Genomic DNA, 20,292 nt, shown 5'->3' with positions numbered 1-20,292 from the left:
GCGATGCCGACACCAACCGCAGGGCGAACCTTCTATTAACCGGATCACACTATGCTTTCGCGTGCCAAGATACGTCGATGCAGAGTGATCATGTTCTCGTTCCAGCAAGCGCAAAATACCGGTCCGAAGCCGCACCAGGAAGGCGCGTTCCAGCGCGTCTCGGTGAATCTCACCGGGCGACTGATGCTTGCCAATCACGACGAATACGACTGCACCGCCGTCGACATGTCGCCGGGTGACGTGCTTCTGTTGTCGCCGGCCCGCCCACGCGCCGGCGAACGCATCATCGCCTACATCGATCACGTCGGTCGGCTCGAAGGCACGGTGTCGCGGCTCGCCGAAAACGCCTTCGTCATCCAGCTCAATGCCACGGAACGCAAGCGCGAGAAGCTTGCGGCGCAATTGACATGGATTGCCAACAAGCACGAACTCGGCCTCCCGGAAGACCGTCGCCATGACCGACTTGCACCGCGCAAGACGCTGACCGAGCTGACGCTCGATACCGGCGCGAAATATCCCTGCCGCATCATCGACCTTTCGCTGTCCGGCGCCGCCGTCGACATTGAAAACCGCCCGCCGATCGGCACACAGATCAGGCTCGGCAACATGAAGGGCAAGATCGTCCGTCATTTCCAGGAAGGCGTTGCCATCGAATTCTCGGGTGTTCAGTCCCGCGAAGCCTTGACGGAATTCCTCTAGAACGCACCCCTACAACGCTTCGAATTGCTGCAGATTCTTATCCTTGAGCCGGATACGATCCAAGGAAACATCCAGTCGGATTCGATGATCGCGCATTGATTTCGTGTTCTTGCGCATGCCGCTTTAGCAAAACCGCTGCGCGCTTCGACTCGTCCTGTGTCGGCAGGCTCGGTCGCGACCTCACCGACATCGCCAACTCTTTTCCTCTGATACTCCAACATCGGCGGCATCGTATTCGGCCGCCCGCGTTCCTAGGTCCGAGACAGGACTGGGGCCTGGCGAAGGTGTTCCTCCGGCCAGCCTCCCCCGACAATCGACCAGGAGAACTGGCATGCGCGCCTCGATCTGCGTGCGCCGTTGCTCCATTTCAGTACATCCCATGTTCTCTTTGGCGATATTCGGCACAACTTTTTTCAAATATTTTTTCTCGGAATTTTCGCTCTCCACGTTGATTTCACGCTCTAATCAAGCATTCGAGCCGGATACGAAGTGGCGAATTTGCGCCTCACGGACGCCTCCAACCACCCTCGCGCGCCTCCGTATCAGCCTAGCCTCCGGCGATACGCGCCCGAAAAACGCCCTTCCCGCAACCCCTTGGATGATTAACGAAATCCGCCAGACCGATCACCGGAGTTTCAAGATCGATAAAAATTGAATCAAATTCAATTTAAATACATCTAAAAATCTATTCTTATTTTATTCTGATACGAATTTCATTTGTACTTTGTTTTACCTCGCATATTCGCGAGCGATAAAAATGTCCGTGCCATTGTCGAACCATAACGGGGAGACAATCATGCTCAAGACAATCACCAAGATGATCGCTGTCGCCGCACTTTTCACCGGCAGCCTGATCGAAGGCGCGCTGGCCCTGCCGGCGAATATGGCTGTGACCGGCTCTACCAACCCGCCGATCGGCCACTACGAGTTTTGCAAGATCAATCCGGGCGAATGCCGCTCGAACGGAGCCGATCGCGGCCCAATGGTCCTCACTCGCGAAGGCTGGCAGAAAATTCTCGAGGTCAACTACGACGTCAACCAGGCGATCACGCCGATGACCGACATGGAAATCCATGGCGTCGAAGAAAAGTGGTCGTATCCGGACAGCGTCGGAGACTGTGAAGACTACGTGCTCCTGAAGCGCCGCAAACTGATCGAGAGCGGTTTCTCCGCCTCTGATCTTTTGATCACCGTCGTCCTTCAGCCGAATGGCGATGGCCACGCGGTCCTGACCGTGCGCACCGATCGCGGCGACTTCATTCTCGACAATATGCGCAACAAGGTGCTGCTGTGGTCGGATACCGAATACACCTACCTCAAGCGGCAGTCGACCGAACATGCCGGTCGCTGGGTCAAGCTGCAGGATGGCCGCACGGTCGCCGTCGGCAGCGTCCGCACCCAGTAAGCCGCGCTGAAATGAATTGTGGCGCGGTTGGGTGATGTCCCGCGCCACGCTCAGTTTGCCGGGCTTCGGTCAGTTCCATCCCCGTTTCAGACCAGGCCCTGGCCGGTTCCGTGTCCCTCGGAACCGGCCTTTTTCGTTCTCGGGCTGCCGGCGAAAGATGATCAAGCAGGCACCACCGCAACGCACGTCGACTTCATCGAAAATTAACCATCTTCGACCAGCGTCGAGCAAGCAAACCCTGCCAGGGTCCACTGCCGCCACATTTCGCGCGGCAACCGCGACGGGACGCCCCATCGATGAGTACCTCTTCCAAAGGGAATTCTGAGCCGGAACTCAGCCCGCTTCTTTCAGGACGCCTCGTCTACAAAATTGCCGCGCTCGTTACCTTGCTTGCCGCCACAACCGCGGCGCTTTCTCTGACGGGGCGCTGGTTCGGCGAAAACCTCGCGCTTGCGGGCCACACGTCGAACCTCACGCCCTACGATATATTCATCGGGCAAGATCACCTTCGGCTGCCGGCCAATGTGATTCGCTTTGAAAACCAGCGCGCGACTTCGATCGCCGAACGCGTCGATCTCTACCTGACCTGGCCTGCGCTCGAGGGTTACAGCGATGACAACCGGCACCTCTTCAATGACATCAACCGTCCCGAGGCCCTGATCTTCCTGCAGATCTCGCAAAGCACCATGTCGCGTGACATGTCCGGCCGACTAGAGCCGATCTACACCCAGGTCTTCGACGGGACGGCAAGCTCGGGTCCCGGCGGGCTGACGCGACACGACGTCAAGGCGGCATCGAGTTATGCCGGCGAGACCTTCTTCACTGCGCAACGAGAGAAGGAGCCACCCTATGTCGTGCGCTGCCTGGAGCCCGGCGCCAACGAGACATCAACCAGTGCAGACTGCCAGCGCGATATCCATGTCGGCAAGGACCTGGTCGTGCTTTACCGCTTCTCCCGCAATCTGCTGCCGCAGTGGCGCGAAATCGACAATGCTGTGGGTGGCTTTGTGAAAAGCCATATCGTGCCCTGATTTCGTCCAAGTGGTGTGGTGCTGGCTTCAGCGCCGCACCATTGCGCTACACCGGTATCGCCCCCGTACAAATGCGTTCGATCCCGGAAACCAATCATTCATCATAAACCGATTGGTAACGCTATGCCGATACTGTCTCAGGAACGGTCGTTCCCGGAGGCGGCGTCCGGACAACACCCATGACATGAGAATGAAGAGTAGCGTAGTGTCCCAATCAGGTTTTCTTGATCTCGCGAAACGCCCGTTCGGCGCTTTTTCAAAGATGGTAGGACGGATCGTCCTTGCGGGCACCGTTGCATCGGTTGCCTTCGCAGCGCCCGCTTTGGCCAACCCGAAATATTCGGGCATCGTCGTCGACGCCAAGACCGGCAAGGTTCTTTACGGCGAGGATGCCGACGAATTGCGCTATCCCGCCTCGCTGACCAAGATGATGACGCTTTATCTGGCGTTCGAGGCCCTTGAGGCCGGCCGGATCAGCAAGTCGACACCCGTTCCCTTCTCCAAGAACGCGTCCGCCGAACCGCCATCGAAGCTTGGCGTGCGCGCCGGGCAGTCGATTACCGTCGAGCAGGCGATCCTGTCGCTCGTAACCCGTTCCGCCAACGACGCCTCGACGGCGCTCGGCGAATTGCTGGGTGGCTCGGAGCAGCGGTTCGCTCGCATGATGACCAACAAGGCACGGGCGCTCGGCATGACGCGCACCACCTATCGCAACGCCAACGGCCTGCCGAACACGGAGCAGCGCACCACTGCGCGCGACCAGGCCCGCCTCGGCCTCGCGCTTCGCCAGCATTTTCCGCAATATTACGATTATTTCTCCACCCGCAGCTTCCGCTTCGGCAAGCAGACGATCGGCAATCATAACCGCCTGCTCGGCAATGTGCGCGGCGTCGACGGCATCAAGACCGGCTACACCCGCGCTTCCGGATTCAATCTGGTGACCTCCGCGCAGCTCGAAGGCCGCAGCATCGTCGCCGTCGTCATGGGCGGCACCTCTGGCGCCAGCCGCGACGCGCAAATGCGCCGCCTCGTGGCAAAGTACATGCCGGCCGCTTCGCGCCGCGGCGGTGGAAATCTGATTGCCGAAACCGCACCGACGCCGGTCGCACCGGTTGCCGAAGAACCGATCGCTGTCGCACAGGTCACGGAAACCCCGGTTGCAAGCCCGGTCGCAGCCGCAGCCGGCCTCGATCTGCCGAACACCGGACCGGTTCCAGCCGTGCGCTACAATGGCGAAAACACCAACAGCGTGCAGATGGCCTATGCCGGCACCAAGCGCGCCTCGGACAACCCGGTGCTTTCACCGAAAATCGTTCCCAATACGCTTGACGCCCAGAGCATCAAGCTATCGCGCCAGCCGGTATCCGCCGGGATGGTCGACGCTCAGATCACCAATTCCGTTCCCAAGCGCGAGCCGGTTGCGGCCGAAGCCGAGCCGCAGCCTGTTCCGCAACCTCAGGGTTGGGTCATCCAGATCGGTGCAACGCCGGACAAGGACCAGGCCATGACGCTGCTTGGCAATGCCAAGGACAAGGGTGGCAAGGCGCTGAGCAAGGCAACACCCTTTACGGTTGCCTTCAGCAACGGCGGCGCCCAGGTCTACCGCGCCCGCTTTGGCGGCTTCGATGACCAGAATGCAGCGATCAACGCATGCAAGACGTTGAAGAAGAAAGGCATTTCCTGCTGGGCTGCCCAGCAGTAGACGGGTATTCAGTTTCGGCGTCCGGTTTGTATTTGTCCGGACGCCCTCCTCGGTTTTGTAAAGCGTACGAGGTTAGTTATGGCAATGAACGAGAATGTTCCGGGTGTTACTCCCTTGCCGGGGCGACGGACCAAACCGTCGCGCATCAATCTGCATCCGTTGCATGAGGCAGCGATGCGCATTGCCGATCTCGGTCTGAACCGTCCGAAGGCGAAGACCAAGGATCTGGTGGGCATGCTGCTGACACATGGTGCAAGAGCCTGGCGCTCGACGCAGCCACGCGCAGGCATTCATCTTCACGTAACGGCACCCGGCCGTCGCCAGCCGCTGAAGATGCGCGTTCTCTGAACAGACTGAGATCGAAAGGCGGCTTCGTCCGCCTTTTTCGTTGGGCCCAGCATGCCGCGCAAAACCGTAGCGGTGATAAAGGACATGGGCAAAAAGGTAAAGAGCGCAGCAAGCGATGCGAAAGATCGCTCCTTAGAGAAGGCCGAGTTCGGCGAGCTCGCGTCGAAGCTCAAGCGGCATCTCGGCTCCGCCACCGGAAAGCGACGCCAGATCGCGCGGCGCTTCATTGTCCTTGAGGTAGCGCCACCCCTGGAAGGCCCGGCGCGGCTGCAGCTCGGTCTCAACGACTTCAGGGCCGAGCAACAGATTGCAGCGGCCGATCCCCTCGCCGTCGGTAAAGGTTTCGATACCAATCAGCGGCTGGCGCGCCTGCACCTGGCCCTTGATGACCCAATAGAGCGAGCCGCCTTCGAGCAGCTCGTCCATGCGTTTCGGGACCATGCGGGTGGTATGGTAGGAATGCGGTTCAAGGCCGGCGGCAATCGCAGTCAGAGCCTTGCGCGAAACCCATTCGCGCAGATCCTCGATCGATTCCGCCCCGACGCAGAGCTTTATGAGATGAAGAGACATGGCAGTTTTTGAACACCCGTCCGGCCGTCACGGTCAAGCGAATTGCGCAGCCTCATCCACAATCGTCCGCGCGCCACTCAACATTCGACGACGTTGACCGCAAGGCCCCCGGTGGACGTTTCCTTGTACTTCTCGTTCATGTCGACGCCCGTCTGCCGCATCGTCTCGATGCAGGCGTCGAGCGGCACGAAATGCTGACCGTCGCCCTTGAGCGCCAGGGACGCAGCGGTCACCGCCTTGACGGCGCCGAGCGCGTTGCGCTCGATGCACGGCACCTGCACCAGGCCCGCGACCGGATCGCAGGTCATGCCGAGGTGATGCTCGAGCGCGATTTCCGCCGCGTTCTCGATCTGCTCGGGTGAACCGCCCATGACGGCGGCAAGGCCCGCCGCCGCCATCGCCGAGGCGGAACCCACCTCGCCCTGACAGCCGACTTCGGCTCCGGAAATCGACGCATTGTGCTTGATGATGCCGCCGATGGCGGCAGCGGTCAGCAGATAGTCGCGAACGCCGTCCTGGTCGGCATCGTCATGGAAATGCATGTAATAGCGGATGGTCGCCGGAACGACGCCTGCAGCACCGTTCGTTGGCGACGTCACCACGCGACCGCCGGCCGCATTCTCTTCATTGACCGCCATGGCGTAGACGCTCAGCCAGTCGTTGGCGAGCAGCGGATTGATCTTGTTGGAGCGCCACTCTTCCTGCAGCTTGTCATGAATGGATCGAGCACGACGACGCACCTTGAGGCCGCCGGGCATGATACCGTCCTGACTGAGCCCGCGATCAATGCAGTTGCTCATAGCGCCCCAGATGCGATCGAGGCCCTCATTCAACTCCTGAGGCGACATGGTGCATTCTTCGTTTGCCCGCTTCATCTGCGCGATCGTCATGCCGGAGCGGGCAGCCATCTCGAGCATTTCAACGGCGCTGCTGAAGGGGAAAGGCACCTTGACGCCGGCAGGCTTGTTCTTCGAGGCGCGCATGGCTTCGAGTTCCGTGTCGGTCACGACGAAACCGCCGCCGATCGAATAGTAGATGCGCTTGAGCAGAAGGCGGCCGTCCTTGTCGAAGGCCGAGAAGGACATGCCGTTGGCGTGGCCCGGCAAGGGCACCTTCTTGTCGAACACAAGATCGGTCTTCGGCTGAAACTCGTAAGGCGGGTGGCCTGGTGGTGTGATGCGGCCCGTGCGTTCCACCTCGTCGATCAGCGCGTCCATGCGGTCGGGATCGACACGATCGGGACGCTCGCCGACAAGCCCGAGCACAACCGCCCGGCCCGAACCGTGGCCGATGCCGGTATGGGCGAGCGAACCGTGCAGGCTGACCTTGATGGCCGCGACGGACGCATGCGCCGGCCGCGGCCATTCGTCGGACAGGATCAGCTCAAGAAAGCGATTGGCGGCCGACATCGGCCCCATCGTGTGCGAACTCGAAGGACCAATACCGATCTTGAAGACGTCGAAGACGGAAAGAAACATGAATTGCCTGCCCGGAGCCTGAACATATGTCGCCCGGCCGATCGCCGGATACTGTCATATGCATGATTGCACAGTCGATACAAACCTCGATCTCTCCTCAGGACCGAAGCAGTACCCTCACCTTTAGATATAGGATCAAACCCTAAGCCATCCTATCCCTGTCGATCAGGCGATCAACCGACATTCGATCCCGTTGGTGCGACATCGCGTCGGTGGCTGGTCCAGCAGCCGTCGGGTCCGGCGATGCGACCGCCCGGAATCAAAACAGCGCGGCTTTTGCGAAGCCGCGCTGTCAATCAGAGGACTTTTGGTATCAAAGGCCGCCGAAAAGATAAGCAAGAACAAGAACGCCAGCGAAACCGGCTACGGCGCGAGCAGTCACGCCCCAGCAAGACTTCTGTATTGTATTGTCCATGATGTCTCCGAAAAACTCTCAACGGCTGCGGGCCACACATCAAGGGCCCGCGCATGGCGCAATGCATACTGAAGAAAGTGTAAAGACGCAACGGTCAAATATGGCAGAAAGGTGTCATGGCCCCATCGGCGCTCCGGTCAACGCACCAAACGCTGGAGTTCCCGCATTTTTGTCGGAAGAAATTCCGCCGCAATTTCATCACACTAGTTGATGGGGCGCCGATTCTCCACAGGCGTGCCGGCCTTGCAATTTCCAAAAGCCATGCCAAAAACACGTGTATGACCTTCGAAGATTACATAGCACTTGCCGTGTTCATCCTACTGTGGGCCGGCTTCAGCTGGGCGACAGACGGCACGCGCGGCTTCAAACGCATCAGTCTCACGCGGCTGATGAACGACCATCGTGGCCGGTGGATTCGCAACTCGCTCAACCGCGACCTGAAAATGATCGACACTCAGATCATTGCCGGGCTGCAGGCCGGCACCGCCTTCTTCGCCTCGACGACCATCTTTGCGCTCGGCGGTTGCTTCGCGCTCCTGGGTGCGACCGAGCAGGCGCAGATGATCTTCGCCGACATGCCCTATGTGTTCCACGGCGGGCGCACGGCCTTCGAACTGAAGGTCGCCGGGCTCACCTGCCTCTTCGGCTATTCCTTCTTCAAGTTCGGCTGGTCCTACCGCCTGTTCAACTACTGCTCGATCCTGATGGGCGGCATACCGATGACGGCAGACATGATCCGCGACCGGCACGCGGCCGAGGTTGCGGCCGAACGGGCCGTGCGCATGAACGTGCTCGCCGCCAAGCACTTCAATGCCGGCCTCAGGGCGATCTTCCTGTCGATCGGCTATCTCGGCTGGTTCATCAGTCCCTATGCCTTCGTCGGCCTGACAATCTTCGTCATCTTCGTCCTGACACGCCGGCAATTCTTCTCCGAAGCGCGGGCAGCCCTTTTACAGGAAGCCGCCCGCTAGCAGCCGGCGCGCCACGCCGCGGATATCGCCGAACGGAATTCCGGCCGCATCTTCTCTTTTCAAAGCAATCAAGGCCGGTCTGGCGCAAGCCAGGCCTGCCACTCTCATTTGCGCCAACAGGATGGCGAACACCATGTCCGACACCAACATGACCTCACTCGTTGAGCCGCAGCCGCCCACCGGAAGCAAACGCCGGCTCATCTTTATCGATGTGCTGCGCGGCCTGGCGCTGGTGGCCATGGCGCTCTATCATTTCGTCTGGGATCTGGAATTCTTCGGCTATGTCGCAGCCGGGACCGCCGGCGCCGGCGGGTGGAAGATGTTTGCACGGCTGATTGCCAGCAGCTTCCTGTTTCTGGCGGGCTACAGCCTCGTGCTCGGGCAACGGCCGAAGATCCGCTTCGATGCCTTCATGCGCCGGTTTGCAAAGATTGCCGGAGCGGCCACGATCATCAGTATAGCGACCTGGTTTGCGTTCCCCAACACTTTCATATTCTTCGGTATCCTGCATTCGATTGCCGCGGCAAGCCTCATCGGTCTTCTTTTTCTGCCCCTTCCGGCGATTGTTTCGTTCGCGGCTGCGGCTGCGGCCTTCGCCGCCCCGCTCTATTTGCGCTCTGCGATCTTCGACGCCCCCTATCTCTGGTGGGTCGGCCTTTCCGAAACGATCCCTCGCTCGAACGACTACGTGCCGCTGCTGCCGTGGCTCGCCCCCTTCCTGATTGGCCTCGGCACCGCAAAACTGGTGCATGCGCGTCTCGTGACAGCCCTTTCAAAGCGCCCGGTCGACGACGAAAGGACGCGCCTGTGGACGAAAGCACTGGCATTCGGGGGGCGTCACAGTCTGGCCATATACCTCCTCCACCAGCCGCTGCTCATCGGATTGGTCTTCCTCTTCTCGCTGGTCTCGCCACCGACACTGCCGGATCCCAGGCAAGCCTACCGCACCAACTGCGTGGAGGCATGCAGCCGCGGCAATCCGGCCGTGCCCTGCGACGCCTTCTGCGGATGTACCCTCGACAAGCTGGTGGAGCAGAACCTGTTCGACGACCTGAACAGGGGAAAGATCAACGTCAACACGGATGAACGCATTGCGCGAATCGCCGGTCAATGCACAATGGACGTGCAATCAGGGGACTAGGACATGAATGCCTATCGTGCCAAGCCGCTGAGTTTCCCATGGCCGGCCCTGCTCTACGGGACCGCCACCCTTGCAGCCTTGTTGCTTGCACGATACTCGCCCATTCCGGTGGCTCACGGCCACGGCTGGGTGCCCTGGATTTCCGGCAGCATCCTTGTCGCCGCGGCAATCTGGCTCGACCTGTGGGCCGTCAAGACGCTGCTGGATCGCCATACCGCAGTGCTTCCGCATCGGTGCGCCACGTGCCTCGTCACTTACGGACCGTTTCGCTTCACCCGCAACCCGATCTATCTCGGCTACACGCTGATGATGATCGGCTTCGGTCTGATCACGCTCAATCCATGGTTTTTCGTGATGGCGGTTGCAGCCGTGATGTTGACGACCATCTTTGCCATCCGCAACGAAGAACGACATCTGCTTTCACGTTTCGGCTTCGAGTTCGAGCGTTACTGCCGGCATACGAGCCGCTGGATCTGATCCGCAGTTCCTCGCAGACAACAAAAAAGGCGGCCAAAGCCACCCTTTTGTTCGTCGTGCGCTGTCCAGATTCGCGATCAGGTCCCAACGCCAATCTCGGCGAGACGCGTCAAACACGCCTCCTCAACATTGTCGAGTTCGGTCAGCGTATCCTCGATATCCTTGCGCTTCTGGCGCAATTCTTCGCGCTTGGCCTCGACACGGCTCATCAGCAGTTGCAACTGACCGAGTTCACCGGGCGGATCCTTGTAAACCTGAATGATCTCGCGGATTTCGGCGATCGTGAAACCGATGCGCCGGCCCCGGAGAATCTCCTGGATCAGCCGACGGTCGGCGGGGCGAAACATACGGGTTCGACCGCGGCGCTCCGGATGGATGAGGCCCTCGTCCTCATAGAACCGCAGCGTCCGGGTCGAAATGCCGAATTCCCGCGTCAATTCGGTAATGCTATAGTACTTATTCACGCTGCCATTCCATGATTTCCTGACCATCACTATCGTTGACCTTGACGTAAAAGTCAAACAACTGGCGATGTCAGGTGACGTGGAACCACCAGGTGGCAATGCCGAGAAAACTCGAGAAGCCGGTGATATCGGTAATCGCCGTCACAAACACAGCCGAAGACACCGCGGGGTCAGCGCCAAAACGTTCCAGAAGCAGCGGAACCATGATGCCGGCAAGGGCCGCGGCCATCATGTTGATAAGCATCGCGGTGGCGATAATACCGCCGATGTTCGGGTCCTGAAACCAGAGGCCGGCCAGAAGGCCGATCAGCGTGCCGAAGATCATGCCGTTCAGCAGGCCCACCCCCGCTTCGCGCCGGATGATTCGCGGCGCGTTGTGAATGTCGAGGCCGCGGGTCGCAAGCGCGCGCACCGTCACGGTCATGGTCTGAGAGCCGGCATTGCCACCCATGCCGGCGACAATCGGCATGAGAATGGCGAGCGCAACGATCTGCTGGATTGTCGCATCGAAAAGGCCAATGACCGAAGCGGAAATGCAAGCGGTCATCGAATTGATGAACAGCCAAGGCACGCGTGAGCGCGATGCTTCGGCGACAGAGTCCGACAGTTCCTCGTCACCGACGCCACTCAGACGCAGCAAGTCTTCTTCGGCCTCTTCCTGGATGACATCGACGACATCGTCGATGGTCAGAACCCCGACGAGTCGACCGTTGTCGTCGACCACGGCGGCGGAGAGAAGGTCGTATTGCTCGAAGAGCTGCGCCGCCTCTTCCTGGTCCATTTCAGCCGGAATGGCGTGACTGGTATCGCGCATGATGGCGTCGACCTTGATCGAGCGCTTGGAGCGCAAAACCTTGTCGAGATCGACGGCACCCAGAAGCTTGAAGGTCGGATCGATGACGAAGATCTGCGTAAAACTTTCCGGAAGCTCCGCGTCCTCGCGCATGTAATCGATCGTCTGCCCGATGGTCCAGAACGGCGGCACCGCCACGAACTCCGTCTGCATGCGGCGGCCGGCAGTGCTCTCGGGATAGTCCAGAGAGCGGCGCAAGCGCACACGCTCGGTAAAGGGCAGCTTCGCCAGGATCTCGTCCTGGTCCTCCTGGTCGAGGTCTTCGAGAATGTAGACGGCATCGTCCGAATCCATCTCGCCAAGCGCCTCGGCGATCTGCTCGTTGGGCAGGTGCTCAACGATGTCTAGGCGTATGGCTTCGTCGACTTCGGTCAGAGACGAAAGGTCGAAATCCTTGCCAAGCAGGGAGACAAGTGCCAGGCGCTGCTCCGGCTGGATCGCCTCAAGCAGGTCGCCCATTTCTGACGAATGCAGGCCAGCAACATGCTGGCGCAGATAGATCGTGTCGCGGTCGGCAATCGCCGCACCGACATGCATCAGGAAGTCGGAGCGCACCGAACCATCATCGGCATAGATGTCCGCTCCGTCATAGACGGGTATTTCTTCGGAACCGCGGTCGTCGTCGCCGGTATTGCTCATGAGCGCGCCCTCGAAACGATTGCCAACTTCCCGGCCGCCATGCGCCGATCGGGCAAGGGTACATCACTGCCGGTGTTGTCGCCCCATCCTCCTCAAGGACATGGGCCTTAGAGCCCTGCTAGCGCAAAGCCTTGCCAAGGTCCACATCACAAGGCCCAACGTCGCGCGTGTGGTAACAGATTTATTCAAGCTGTTGCAAATACATGGGAAACGCACATGTGCGCGCACAGTCGACATCGACCAGGCGATCGGATAGCACTATGCGGCCGCAGCCCAGGAGCTTCCGATGGCGATCCGCCCCCTTGTTCGTTTTCCCGATCCTATCCTGAACCGGGAAGCACAGACAGTCGACCGGTTCGACGACGCCTTGCAGGCTCTTGCCGACGATCTACTCGACACGATGCGCGCAGCGCCGGGTATTGGCATCACTGCGCCGCATATCGGCATCCTGCAACGTCTGACGGTGATCGAACTGACCCGTGAAAGCGGTGTCCGCGTTTTCGTCAATCCCGAGATCGTTTCGCGCTCGCCCCACATGGTCAGACATACAGAGGGAAGCGTTTCGATGCCGGGAATTTCCGAGGACGTCGAGCGCCCCGCGACGGTGCGCGTCCGGTACCAGACGCTCGACGGCAACGCAGTCGAGGAAGATGCGGATGGCCTGATGGCGATTTGCCTCCAACACGAAATCGACCAGCTGGACGGCATATTCTGGACGCAGCGCCTGTCGCGGCTGAAGCGGGAGCGCGCCGTCAAGAAGTTCGAGAAGGCCACAAGGGAAACGGCGCGAAGCTGAACCGGCCCGCGGGTGCAATTCAAGCAGGCGGCATGGCAATCATCAAAGCCTGCTCTTCCCGTCATAAGTCAGCATGCCTAAATTCACACTCAGGTTTTCAATCAAGGACCAGCCTATGAAACCGACGCATGTCGCTATCGTCAGCCTTCTCGCATTGGCGGGATGCAACAGCACAACGCCCAATCTCGAACCGTTGCCGGGGAGCTTGACCTATGGCGAGGCCGGCCCCACCCGCAAGACGATCTCCCCGCCAGGCACGATGATCCAGAACCGCTTCATGCATCAAGGCACGATGGTCTTCGAAACCTACGAAGTTCAGCCCGACCATAAGTATAAGCTTGTGCGGCGCAGTGTCGCCGATACCTGGTCGAACTGAAACCAGGCTTTCTCGCCAACAGACATATGACGCCGGATCGCCAACTTGCTTGGCGCTTCGGTACTCGCATCTTAAGCCCGATGACGAGATGAATTTGTCTCACGGTGGAACATTGTCGTTCGAAACCCGTTGTTTAGGATGGCAACAACGGAGGTCATCCGATGACAAAATATCTGGATGAACGGGGCGATCCCATCACAGCGACGCACGACTCAGACCGGGAAAACTTCACGGCGCGCGAAAGCCGCCAAGGTCCTCTGGGCGTGCGTGTTCTGGCAATCCTCGGAGTCGGCCTGTTTCTGGCGCTGCTGGTCTGGGGTGGCGCGGCGATCTGGGGCGAAAGCAACGATAACGACCGGACGACGGCAGTCGACCAGGTTCAGCCGTCACCGGAACAGACCGGCAGCATTGATAACAAGCAGGATCGCGTGCTGGCACCGAACGGTGCCGCTCCGACTGCCGTCGATCAAACGCAACAGGCTCCGCCCGACGGCACCACCAAATAGCAGCAACTCGCCTTCTTGAGTTTCGCTGCCTGACGAAGGCGCCTCACCGAGCGCCGGTCATCGAAACAGAAACGAGACCGGTTGGAGCACAATAGACCCAATTCTTGGAAGACTGGACAAGAGGCGGTCCAGCTGATGGGGAGAGGAGCGCGCCGAACGGAGCTGTCGGTTAGACGCTCTGTCCGTGCAGCGCGCTAAGTGCAGGCGCCGCAGCAACATATATTTGCCGCTCTCCCGCAACCATGTGGATGCACTGACAAGGGCGAAGGTGTGCCAGCAGCACTCAAACATCCTTTGCAGCGGCCGACGGACAGCGGGACGTGTATTGTCATGCCTTATGTTGTCGTCGACTGAGACAAACTCCGAGTTGCCAAAGACAACTGAATATTACACGTTTGTTTGCGCGCCACCAAAAAGTCTTCTCGGCGCGGCGAGACTGCAGGACATGACGGCTGCATCTTCCCTTGCGCCTACCCACAACAGTGCCAGCATCTGCCGGGGCTGCTGGGATCAGATGCGCGTGCCGATCCCGATCCGCGGGGCGTTTGCCCTTCCCTTTCGGGCATTCGGCATCACCCGAAGCAAGATGAATCCGAATATCTGCACGATCTGCGAACGCTCCTTTCGCTACGTCAAGAAGCAGCGCCACATCACCGCCCACGCCACGATCCTGTTTGCCGATATGCGAGGGTTTACGTCCCTTTCCGAGCGAACAGAGGCGATCGAGCTGAGTGAGATTGTCAGCCTGTTTCATGATCGATGCGCGCAGGCGATCTGGGCCCATGATGGCATCGTCAACAAGCAGATGGGCGACGGCCTGTTGGCGATCTTCAATTTTCCGATCGCGATAAGAGACCACGCTCGTGCTGCGGTCAGGGCTGCGGTGGACATTCAGCGACATTACGCTGACGCACTCGACGGACTGAGCTCCGATCTGAAGGAATACCGTGATTACCGGCTCGGTGTTGGTGTCGGCATACATACAGGCGATGTCGAGATTGGTGAGTTTTCAAGCTTCCGCAGCGATTTCACCGCGATCGGCGGCACCGTCAATCTCGCCGCAAGACTCGAATCCCAAGCCGCCGCCGGAGAAATCCTCGTGTCAGCCGAGACAGCTGCGCAGGTGCTGGATTTCCTGAGCGCGTCCGAGACCAGGCTGCTTTCACTGAAAGGCTTGGAGCAACCCGTTCAGGCGCGTATACTCAAGACGAATTGACCCTGCAGGCCCGCGGGAGCGAGTCCGGCCCACACAGCGTGCAGATGCGTCTCAACGACAATGCTAAGCATATGGATAAAAACAAAAAAACCTGCCGAAGCAGGTTTTCTTTGGTGCGGTCGAGAAGACTCGAACTTCCACGGGTTGCCCCACAGCGACCTCAACGCTGCGCGTCTACCAATTCCGCCACGACCGCATCGTGGTAGGCGCCGAATTGCTCCGGCGGGGCTGCATGTAGCAAAAGCCCCTGGGGTGCACAAGGGCATGACGACAGAAATTTGACGGGAAAAGAAACTATTTCAACAGCCTCCTCGCGAAACCCTGCAAACGCTGGACTCTTGTCTCGCGCCGTCCCATGTACAAGGCGTAAAAACAGGAACGCAGACGGAAATGCAGCGCGAAAATCTGAGCCAGGACATGTTCGCCCCCCCGGAATCACCCCCGGTTCGCTGGCGGATCGCCCCTCACGTCGTCGATTATCCACAGGCAGTCGAGACAATGGAGCGCGAAGCGGCCGCCATTGCCGCCGGCACTGCCGACGAACTCGTCTGGCTGGTGGAACATCCGCCACTTTATACTGCGGGCACCAGCGCCGATGCGGCCGACCTTGTCATGCCCGACCGCTTCCCGGTGTTTGCGACCGGTCGCGGCGGCGAATACACCTATCATGGGCCAGGCCAGCGGGTGGTCTACGTGATGCTGGATCTCAAGCGCCGTCGGCAGGATGTGCGTGCCTTCGTCGCCGCACTCGAAAGCGTCATCATCTCAACGCTCGATCAGATGAACGTCAAAGGCGAGCGCCGCGAGGACCGCGTCGGCGTCTGGGTCCGCCGACCGGAGAAGCCTTCGCTTCCCGACGGATCGATGGCCGAAGACAAGATTGCGGCGATCGGCATCCGCCTGCGCCGCTGGGTGAGTTTTCACGGTTTTTCGCTCAACGTCGATCCGGACCTCGACCATTTCGGCGGCATCGTGCCGTGCGGCATCCGCAGCTATGGCGTGACCAGCCTCGTCGATCTCGGTCTACCGGTGATGATGCCGGATGTGGACATTCGCCTGCGCGATGCGTTCGAGACCGTGTTCGGGCCGACCCGCAACGACGCCCCTTGAATCAAAGATTGCTACAGGCCGGCCCGTATCACGTCGCTTCGATGGATCGATTGCCGGCCTGACGCTCGCGCCAGATCATGAACAGCCCCGACACGACGATGATCGCGATGCCAAGCCATTTCGAGAGCGATGGAAAGTCGCCGAAAATGAGGTAGCCGAGCGCCGTCGCGGTGACGATCTCGAAATAGGCAAACGGCGCCAGCAGCGAAACCGGTGCGGCCTGGAAGGCCTTGACCACCAGAAGGTGGCCATAGCCCGAAAGCGCGCCGAGGATGACGACGAGCACCCAACCGAGCGTCGTCTTCGGCAAGGACGGCTCGAAGTCTGCGACGCCCATCCCGTCGCCGATCGCGATCACACCCACCATGAACAGCGTTCCGCCGATGCCGGCGATCGTCTGCATCGTCAGAGGGCTATCGGCCATTCCGACCGCGCGGTTCAAAAGCAGATAGAAAGCAAAGACCGTGGCGCAGGCGACCGGCAACAGCGATGTTGCACCGAAAGCTGCGAAACTCGGCTGGATGACGATCATCGCACCGGCAAAACCGATGCCGATCGCCAGCCAACGGCGCCAGTCTACCCTCTCGCGAAGGATCAGCGCCGAGAGGCAGGTCAGAATGAAAGGCTCGACGAAATAGATCGCGAACACGTCGGCGAGCGGCATGTATTTCACCGAAATGAAGAAGAACAGGGCCGCCGCCGCCAGGAGCACGCCGCGCAGCAGATTGAGCCAGAGCCGTTTCGGTCGCAGCGCCCGAAGGCCCCCGATCGTCAGGAGCAATGGGAGCGTCGCGACAAGCTGGAAGAAGAACCGATAGAATGTCACCTGTGCCGGCGCCATGCCCTCGACGACGGCCATGTACTTCGCGATCACGTCCATGCCCGGCAGGATCACCATGGCAAAGAGCATGATGGCTACGCCCTGCATCACGGTGTTCTGGGGAGGAGTTGCTGTCGATGCCGGCACGGACATGGCTTGTTCCGATTTGAATGCGCCACCTTAGAGCGTTCGCGGCGCTTTTCAACGCATGCGAGCACGACGCGAAAGGGCGCATTTCGTCACCGGAGCCGCTTTTGACCGTGTTTTTGCCGCTTCGGGGTGGTCCGCGACGGTCCGAATGCCTATAAGCTCACTTCATCTTCCGCCCCGGAGGAGAAGCTTCTCACTTCTCCAATCAGAAACCGGGACCTTTGAACGTGACCGTGGCAAAGGAGATATCCATGCGCTTGTCAACCGAAACGATGATTGCCCGCCTGCGCGACCCCGGCGACGGAGATACGCTGGGCGGACGCATCTGGCGCGCACGTGACGCGGCCAATCTTTCGACCAAGGATCTCGCCGATCAGCTCGGCGTCCGAGTGGAAACCGTTGCCGCCTGGGAGCGCGACCGGGCCGAGCCACGCACCAACCGCCTGTTCATGCTTGCCGGCGTATTGGGCGTCACGCCCGCCTGGTTGATCGCCGGCATGGGCCGCGCGCCTGATGACGAGACGAAGATCGCTTCTGGCGATAGCCTTCGCGAGCAGCTTGCGCTCGTCAAGAAATTGCACGAACAGACCGGCAAGGCCATTGCCGCTCTTGAGATGGAACTCAATCGCGTCCAACAGACTATTCGATAGTTCATTGCCGATTCCAACGGGCGACATTGGCCGCTGCGCCGATGCCGCCCGAAATCATTGTTAGTCCAAGGGAGAAAATTCATGGATGTACGCGCCGCCGTCGCCGTTCAGGCAGGCAAGCCGCTGGAAGTGATGACCGTCCAGCTCGAAGGCCCGCGGGCCGGAGAAGTGCTGATCGAAGTCAAGGCAACGGGCATCTGCCACACCGACGATTTCACGCTGTCGGGCGCGGATCCCGAAGGTCTGTTCCCGGCAATCCTCGGCCATGAGGGTGCCGGCATCGTCGTCGACGTCGGACCGGGCGTCACCTCGGTGAAGAAAGGCGATCATGTCATCCCGCTCTATACGCCCGAGTGCCGCTCCTGCCCGTCCTGCCTGTCGCGCAAGACCAACCTGTGCACCGCCATCCGCTCGACGCAAGGACAAGGCCTGATGCCTGACGGCACCTCGCGCTTCTCGATCGGCAAGGACAAGATCCATCACTATATGGGCTGCTCGACCTTCGCCAATTACACCGTGCTGCCGGAGATCGCGGTTGCCAAGGTCAACCCCGACGCTCCCTTCGACAAGATCTGCTACATCGGCTGTGGCGTCACCACCGGCATTGGTGCCGTCATCAACACGGCCAAGGTGGAGATGGGCGCAACCGCGATCGTCTTCGGTCTCGGCGGCATCGGCCTCAATGTCATCCAGGGCCTGCGCCTTGCCGGCGCAGACATGATCATCGGTGTCGATCTCAACAACGACAAGAAGGCCTGGGGCGAGCGCTTCGGCATGACCCACTTCGTCAACCCCAAGGAAGTCGGCGACGACATCGTGCCCTATCTCGTCAACATGACGAAGCGCGGTGACGACCAGATCGGCGGCGCCGACTACACCTTCGACTGCACCGGCAACACGAAGGTGATGCGCCAGGCGCTCGAAGCCTCGCATCGCGGCTGGGGCAAGTCTGTCGTCATCGGCGTTGCCGGCGCCGGCCAGGAAATCTCCACCCGCCCGTTCCAGCTCGTCACCGGCCGCAGCTGGATGGGCACCGCCTTTGGCGGCGCACGCGGCCGCACCGACGTGCCCAAGATCGTCGACTGGTACATGGAGGGCAAGATCGAGATCGATCCGATGATCACCCACACCATGCCCCTCGAAGACATCAACAAGGGCTTCGAGCTGATGCACTCCGGCGAAAGCATCCGCTCAGTCGTTCTCTACTAAGCGCCAACTGAGCAATTCCGGACGGAAAACCGTTTCGCACTCTTCCTGGAATTGCTTAGTAATCCGATTCAGGAAGGCGCCGGAATCGATTGTATTCCGGCGCTTTTTCGGTCCCGTTGAGAAGTTGATTCAAGATGATCTATGTTGATGCCGATGCTTGCCCGGTGAAGGCGGAAGTGCTGAAGGTGGCCGAGCGCCACGGCTTCGAAGTGACCTTCGTCGCCAATTCGGGCCTGCGTCCGTCGCGCGACCCGATGGTCCATAACGTCATCGTGTCGGCGAGTTTCGACGCTGCCGACGACTGGATCGCCGAACGCGCCCATGAAGGCGATATCGTCGTGACCGCCGACGTTCCGCTCGCAGTCCGTTGCGTGGCCGCCGGCGCCTTTGTCACCGGGCCTTCCGGCCGCGTCTTCGACAAGAGCAATATCGGCATGGCGTCCGCCATGCGCGACCTCGGTCAACACCTGCGCGAGACCGGCGAAAGCAAGGGCTACAACGCCGCCTTCACGCAGCGCGACCGTTCGACCTTCCTCGAGACACTTGACCGGCTCGCACGCCAGACGAAAAAGTGAAACGCGGCGTCACCCCGCGATAGATCGCAAGGGCATTTCGATGACAGCGACGACAAGGCTCAGGCACTGGCCGTTCTACACCGCGTTCCCGTGTGCCCTTGCCAGCCTGGCGGTCATGTGGGTCGCCGCGCCGCGCTACAGTTTCGAAGTGTCAGCCGTCACCTTCTTCTGCGTCTACCTGATCATGAGCGCCCGGCGGCTGCGGATGATGACAGGCAAACATCTCAAGACGCACGCGCGAAACACGGACGAACCGGAGTCGGTCATCTTCCTGGTCACCTTCGCAGCGGCCGCCACGGCATTGGTCTCGCTGTTCTTCGCGCTCAACGGCGAAAGCAAGGGGCCGACGCTCGAACTTGCCCTGGCCTTTGCCTCCGTCGTCTTGGGCTGGGCAACCATTCATGTGATGGCAGCGATGCACTACGCCCACATTTACTGGGTGCCCGATGACAGCGGCAAGACTCCCACCCCTCAGCGAGGGCTCGATTTTCCCGAGACGCCGGAACCGGGCGGCTATGATTTCCTCTATTTTTCCTTCGTGATCGGCATGACCGCCCAGACATCCGATGTCGCCATCACCACCACGGCGATGCGGCGCATCAACCTGATGCACGCCATCGTTTCCTTCTTCTTCAACACCGTGCTTGTCGCCGCTGCGGTCAACGCGGCCGTGCAACTCGCCGGCTGACCC

At 60.2% G+C, this 20,292-nt stretch carries 24 protein-coding genes and 1 tRNA gene; 18 read left to right on the top strand and 7 right to left on the bottom strand.

Going from position 1 to position 20,292, the window contains the following annotated elements; genetic code table 11:
* Positions 1-90: 90 nt before the first annotated feature.
* From HT585_RS19785 to HT585_RS19760, 6 genes are all read left to right on the top strand, one after another.
* Entirely contained in the window at positions 91-699 is a 609-nt protein-coding gene (locus HT585_RS19785) for a PilZ domain-containing protein (RefSeq protein ID WP_176354577.1), read from the top strand.
* Between the two features lie 331 nt (positions 700-1,030).
* Entirely contained in the window at positions 1,031-1,354 is a 324-nt protein-coding gene (locus HT585_RS19780; RefSeq protein WP_176354576.1) for a hypothetical protein, read from the top strand.
* 141 nt (positions 1,355-1,495) lie between these two features.
* A complete protein-coding gene (locus tag HT585_RS19775; RefSeq protein ID WP_176354575.1) occupies positions 1,496-2,104 on the top strand; it encodes a transglutaminase-like cysteine peptidase in 609 nt (202 codons plus the stop codon).
* Between the two features lie 296 nt (positions 2,105-2,400).
* On the top strand, positions 2,401-3,135 hold the full coding sequence (locus tag HT585_RS19770; protein WP_176354574.1) for a hypothetical protein: 735 nt from the start codon (positions 2,401-2,403) through the stop codon (positions 3,133-3,135).
* A gap of 184 nt (positions 3,136-3,319) precedes the next feature.
* Positions 3,320-4,837 carry an SPOR domain-containing protein gene (locus HT585_RS19765; protein WP_176354573.1) on the top strand — a complete coding sequence of 506 codons (1,518 nt, stop codon included), beginning with the start codon at positions 3,320-3,322 and terminating at the stop codon, positions 4,835-4,837.
* Between the two features lie 78 nt (positions 4,838-4,915).
* Positions 4,916-5,185 carry a hypothetical protein gene (locus tag HT585_RS19760; RefSeq protein ID WP_176354572.1) on the top strand — a complete coding sequence of 90 codons (270 nt, stop codon included), beginning with the start codon at positions 4,916-4,918 and terminating at the stop codon, positions 5,183-5,185.
* Between the two features lie 132 nt (positions 5,186-5,317).
* Here the strand turns inward: HT585_RS19760 and HT585_RS19755 are convergent, their stop codons facing one another.
* Complete coding sequence (locus tag HT585_RS19755) at positions 5,318-5,755, bottom strand: DUF1489 family protein (protein WP_176354571.1); 438 nt, start codon at positions 5,753-5,755, stop codon at positions 5,318-5,320.
* 77 nt (positions 5,756-5,832) lie between these two features.
* On the bottom strand, positions 5,833-7,233 hold the full coding sequence (locus HT585_RS19750; protein ID WP_176354570.1) for an L-serine ammonia-lyase: 1,401 nt from the start codon (positions 7,231-7,233) through the stop codon (positions 5,833-5,835).
* Positions 7,234-7,926: 693 nt separating this feature from the next.
* On the opposite strand from HT585_RS19750, the gene HT585_RS19745 reads away from it, so the two are divergent.
* Positions 7,927-8,619 (top strand): DUF599 domain-containing protein, encoded by a 693-nt coding sequence (locus HT585_RS19745; protein ID WP_176354569.1) that lies wholly within the window; start codon positions 7,927-7,929, stop codon positions 8,617-8,619.
* Here HT585_RS19745 and HT585_RS19740 read toward each other — a convergent pair.
* A complete protein-coding gene (locus HT585_RS19740; RefSeq protein ID WP_176354568.1) occupies positions 8,599-8,754 on the bottom strand; it encodes a hypothetical protein in 156 nt (51 codons plus the stop codon). The two genes, HT585_RS19745 and HT585_RS19740, sit on opposite strands and share 21 nt — an antisense overlap.
* Between HT585_RS19740 and HT585_RS19735 the strand changes: the two genes are divergently transcribed.
* Complete coding sequence (locus tag HT585_RS19735) at positions 8,753-9,760, top strand: heparan-alpha-glucosaminide N-acetyltransferase (RefSeq protein ID WP_176354567.1); 1,008 nt, start codon at positions 8,753-8,755, stop codon at positions 9,758-9,760. The genes HT585_RS19740 and HT585_RS19735 overlap by 2 nt on opposite strands.
* A gap of 3 nt (positions 9,761-9,763) precedes the next feature.
* Positions 9,764-10,237 carry a methyltransferase family protein gene (locus HT585_RS19730; RefSeq protein ID WP_173419758.1) on the top strand — a complete coding sequence of 158 codons (474 nt, stop codon included), beginning with the start codon at positions 9,764-9,766 and terminating at the stop codon, positions 10,235-10,237.
* Positions 10,238-10,314: 77 nt separating this feature from the next.
* Here HT585_RS19730 and HT585_RS19725 read toward each other — a convergent pair whose 3' ends face one another.
* The gene (locus HT585_RS19725; protein WP_025426710.1) at positions 10,315-10,701 is read right to left on the bottom strand and encodes a MerR family transcriptional regulator; all 387 of its coding nucleotides are present in this window, start codon (positions 10,699-10,701) and stop codon (positions 10,315-10,317) included.
* Between the two features lie 70 nt (positions 10,702-10,771).
* Complete coding sequence (mgtE, locus tag HT585_RS19720; protein ID WP_176354565.1) at positions 10,772-12,193, bottom strand: magnesium transporter; 1,422 nt, start codon at positions 12,191-12,193, stop codon at positions 10,772-10,774.
* 286 nt (positions 12,194-12,479) lie between these two features.
* On the opposite strand from mgtE, the gene HT585_RS19715 reads away from it, so the two are divergent.
* The 4 genes from HT585_RS19715 (at position 12,480) to HT585_RS19700 (ending at position 15,087) form a co-directional block, all read left to right on the top strand.
* On the top strand, positions 12,480-12,989 hold the full coding sequence (locus HT585_RS19715) for a peptide deformylase (RefSeq protein WP_176354564.1): 510 nt from the start codon (positions 12,480-12,482) through the stop codon (positions 12,987-12,989).
* A gap of 115 nt (positions 12,990-13,104) precedes the next feature.
* Positions 13,105-13,365, top strand: coding sequence for a hypothetical protein (locus tag HT585_RS19710; protein ID WP_176354562.1), 261 nt, complete (start codon positions 13,105-13,107; stop codon positions 13,363-13,365).
* Positions 13,366-13,526: 161 nt separating this feature from the next.
* Positions 13,527-13,871: a hypothetical protein gene (locus tag HT585_RS19705; RefSeq protein ID WP_176354561.1), complete on the top strand. Its 345-nt coding sequence runs from the start codon at positions 13,527-13,529 to the stop codon at positions 13,869-13,871.
* A 445-nt stretch (positions 13,872-14,316) separates the two neighbouring features.
* Positions 14,317-15,087 (top strand): adenylate/guanylate cyclase domain-containing protein, encoded by a 771-nt coding sequence (locus tag HT585_RS19700; protein ID WP_176354559.1) that lies wholly within the window; start codon positions 14,317-14,319, stop codon positions 15,085-15,087.
* A gap of 111 nt (positions 15,088-15,198) precedes the next feature.
* Here HT585_RS19700 and HT585_RS19695 read toward each other — a convergent pair.
* A tRNA-Leu gene (locus HT585_RS19695) sits at positions 15,199-15,283 on the bottom strand.
* A gap of 194 nt (positions 15,284-15,477) precedes the next feature.
* On the opposite strand from HT585_RS19695, the gene lipB reads away from it, so the two are divergent.
* Complete coding sequence (lipB, locus tag HT585_RS19690) at positions 15,478-16,197, top strand: lipoyl(octanoyl) transferase LipB (protein ID WP_176354558.1); 720 nt, start codon at positions 15,478-15,480, stop codon at positions 16,195-16,197.
* A gap of 28 nt (positions 16,198-16,225) precedes the next feature.
* Here the strand turns inward: lipB and HT585_RS19685 are convergent, their stop codons facing one another.
* Positions 16,226-17,170 carry a DMT family transporter gene (locus HT585_RS19685; protein WP_246707822.1) on the bottom strand — a complete coding sequence of 315 codons (945 nt, stop codon included), beginning with the start codon at positions 17,168-17,170 and terminating at the stop codon, positions 16,226-16,228.
* Positions 17,171-17,418: 248 nt separating this feature from the next.
* Between HT585_RS19685 and HT585_RS19680 the strand changes: the two genes are divergently transcribed.
* The 4 genes from HT585_RS19680 to HT585_RS19665 all read left to right on the top strand — a co-directional run bounded on the left by HT585_RS19680 (position 17,419) and on the right by HT585_RS19665 (position 20,289).
* Positions 17,419-17,817 (top strand): helix-turn-helix domain-containing protein, encoded by a 399-nt coding sequence (locus HT585_RS19680; RefSeq protein ID WP_176354557.1) that lies wholly within the window; start codon positions 17,419-17,421, stop codon positions 17,815-17,817.
* Between the two features lie 81 nt (positions 17,818-17,898).
* Entirely contained in the window at positions 17,899-19,026 is a 1,128-nt protein-coding gene (locus HT585_RS19675; RefSeq protein ID WP_176354556.1) for an S-(hydroxymethyl)glutathione dehydrogenase/class III alcohol dehydrogenase, read from the top strand.
* 134 nt (positions 19,027-19,160) lie between these two features.
* Positions 19,161-19,601, top strand: a complete 441-nt coding sequence (locus tag HT585_RS19670) for a YaiI/YqxD family protein (RefSeq protein ID WP_077498406.1) — start codon at positions 19,161-19,163, stop codon at positions 19,599-19,601.
* 40 nt (positions 19,602-19,641) lie between these two features.
* On the top strand, positions 19,642-20,289 hold the full coding sequence (locus tag HT585_RS19665) for a DUF1345 domain-containing protein (protein WP_176354555.1): 648 nt from the start codon (positions 19,642-19,644) through the stop codon (positions 20,287-20,289).
* The last annotated feature ends 3 nt before the right edge of the window (positions 20,290-20,292 follow it).

Origin of the sequence: Ensifer oleiphilus (assembly GCF_013371465.1) — a bacterium.
GTDB lineage: Bacteria > Pseudomonadota > Alphaproteobacteria > Rhizobiales > Rhizobiaceae > Ensifer > Ensifer oleiphilus.
Note: the sequence above shows the minus strand (reverse complement) of the source record. Positions and strands in the feature narration are given on the sequence as shown.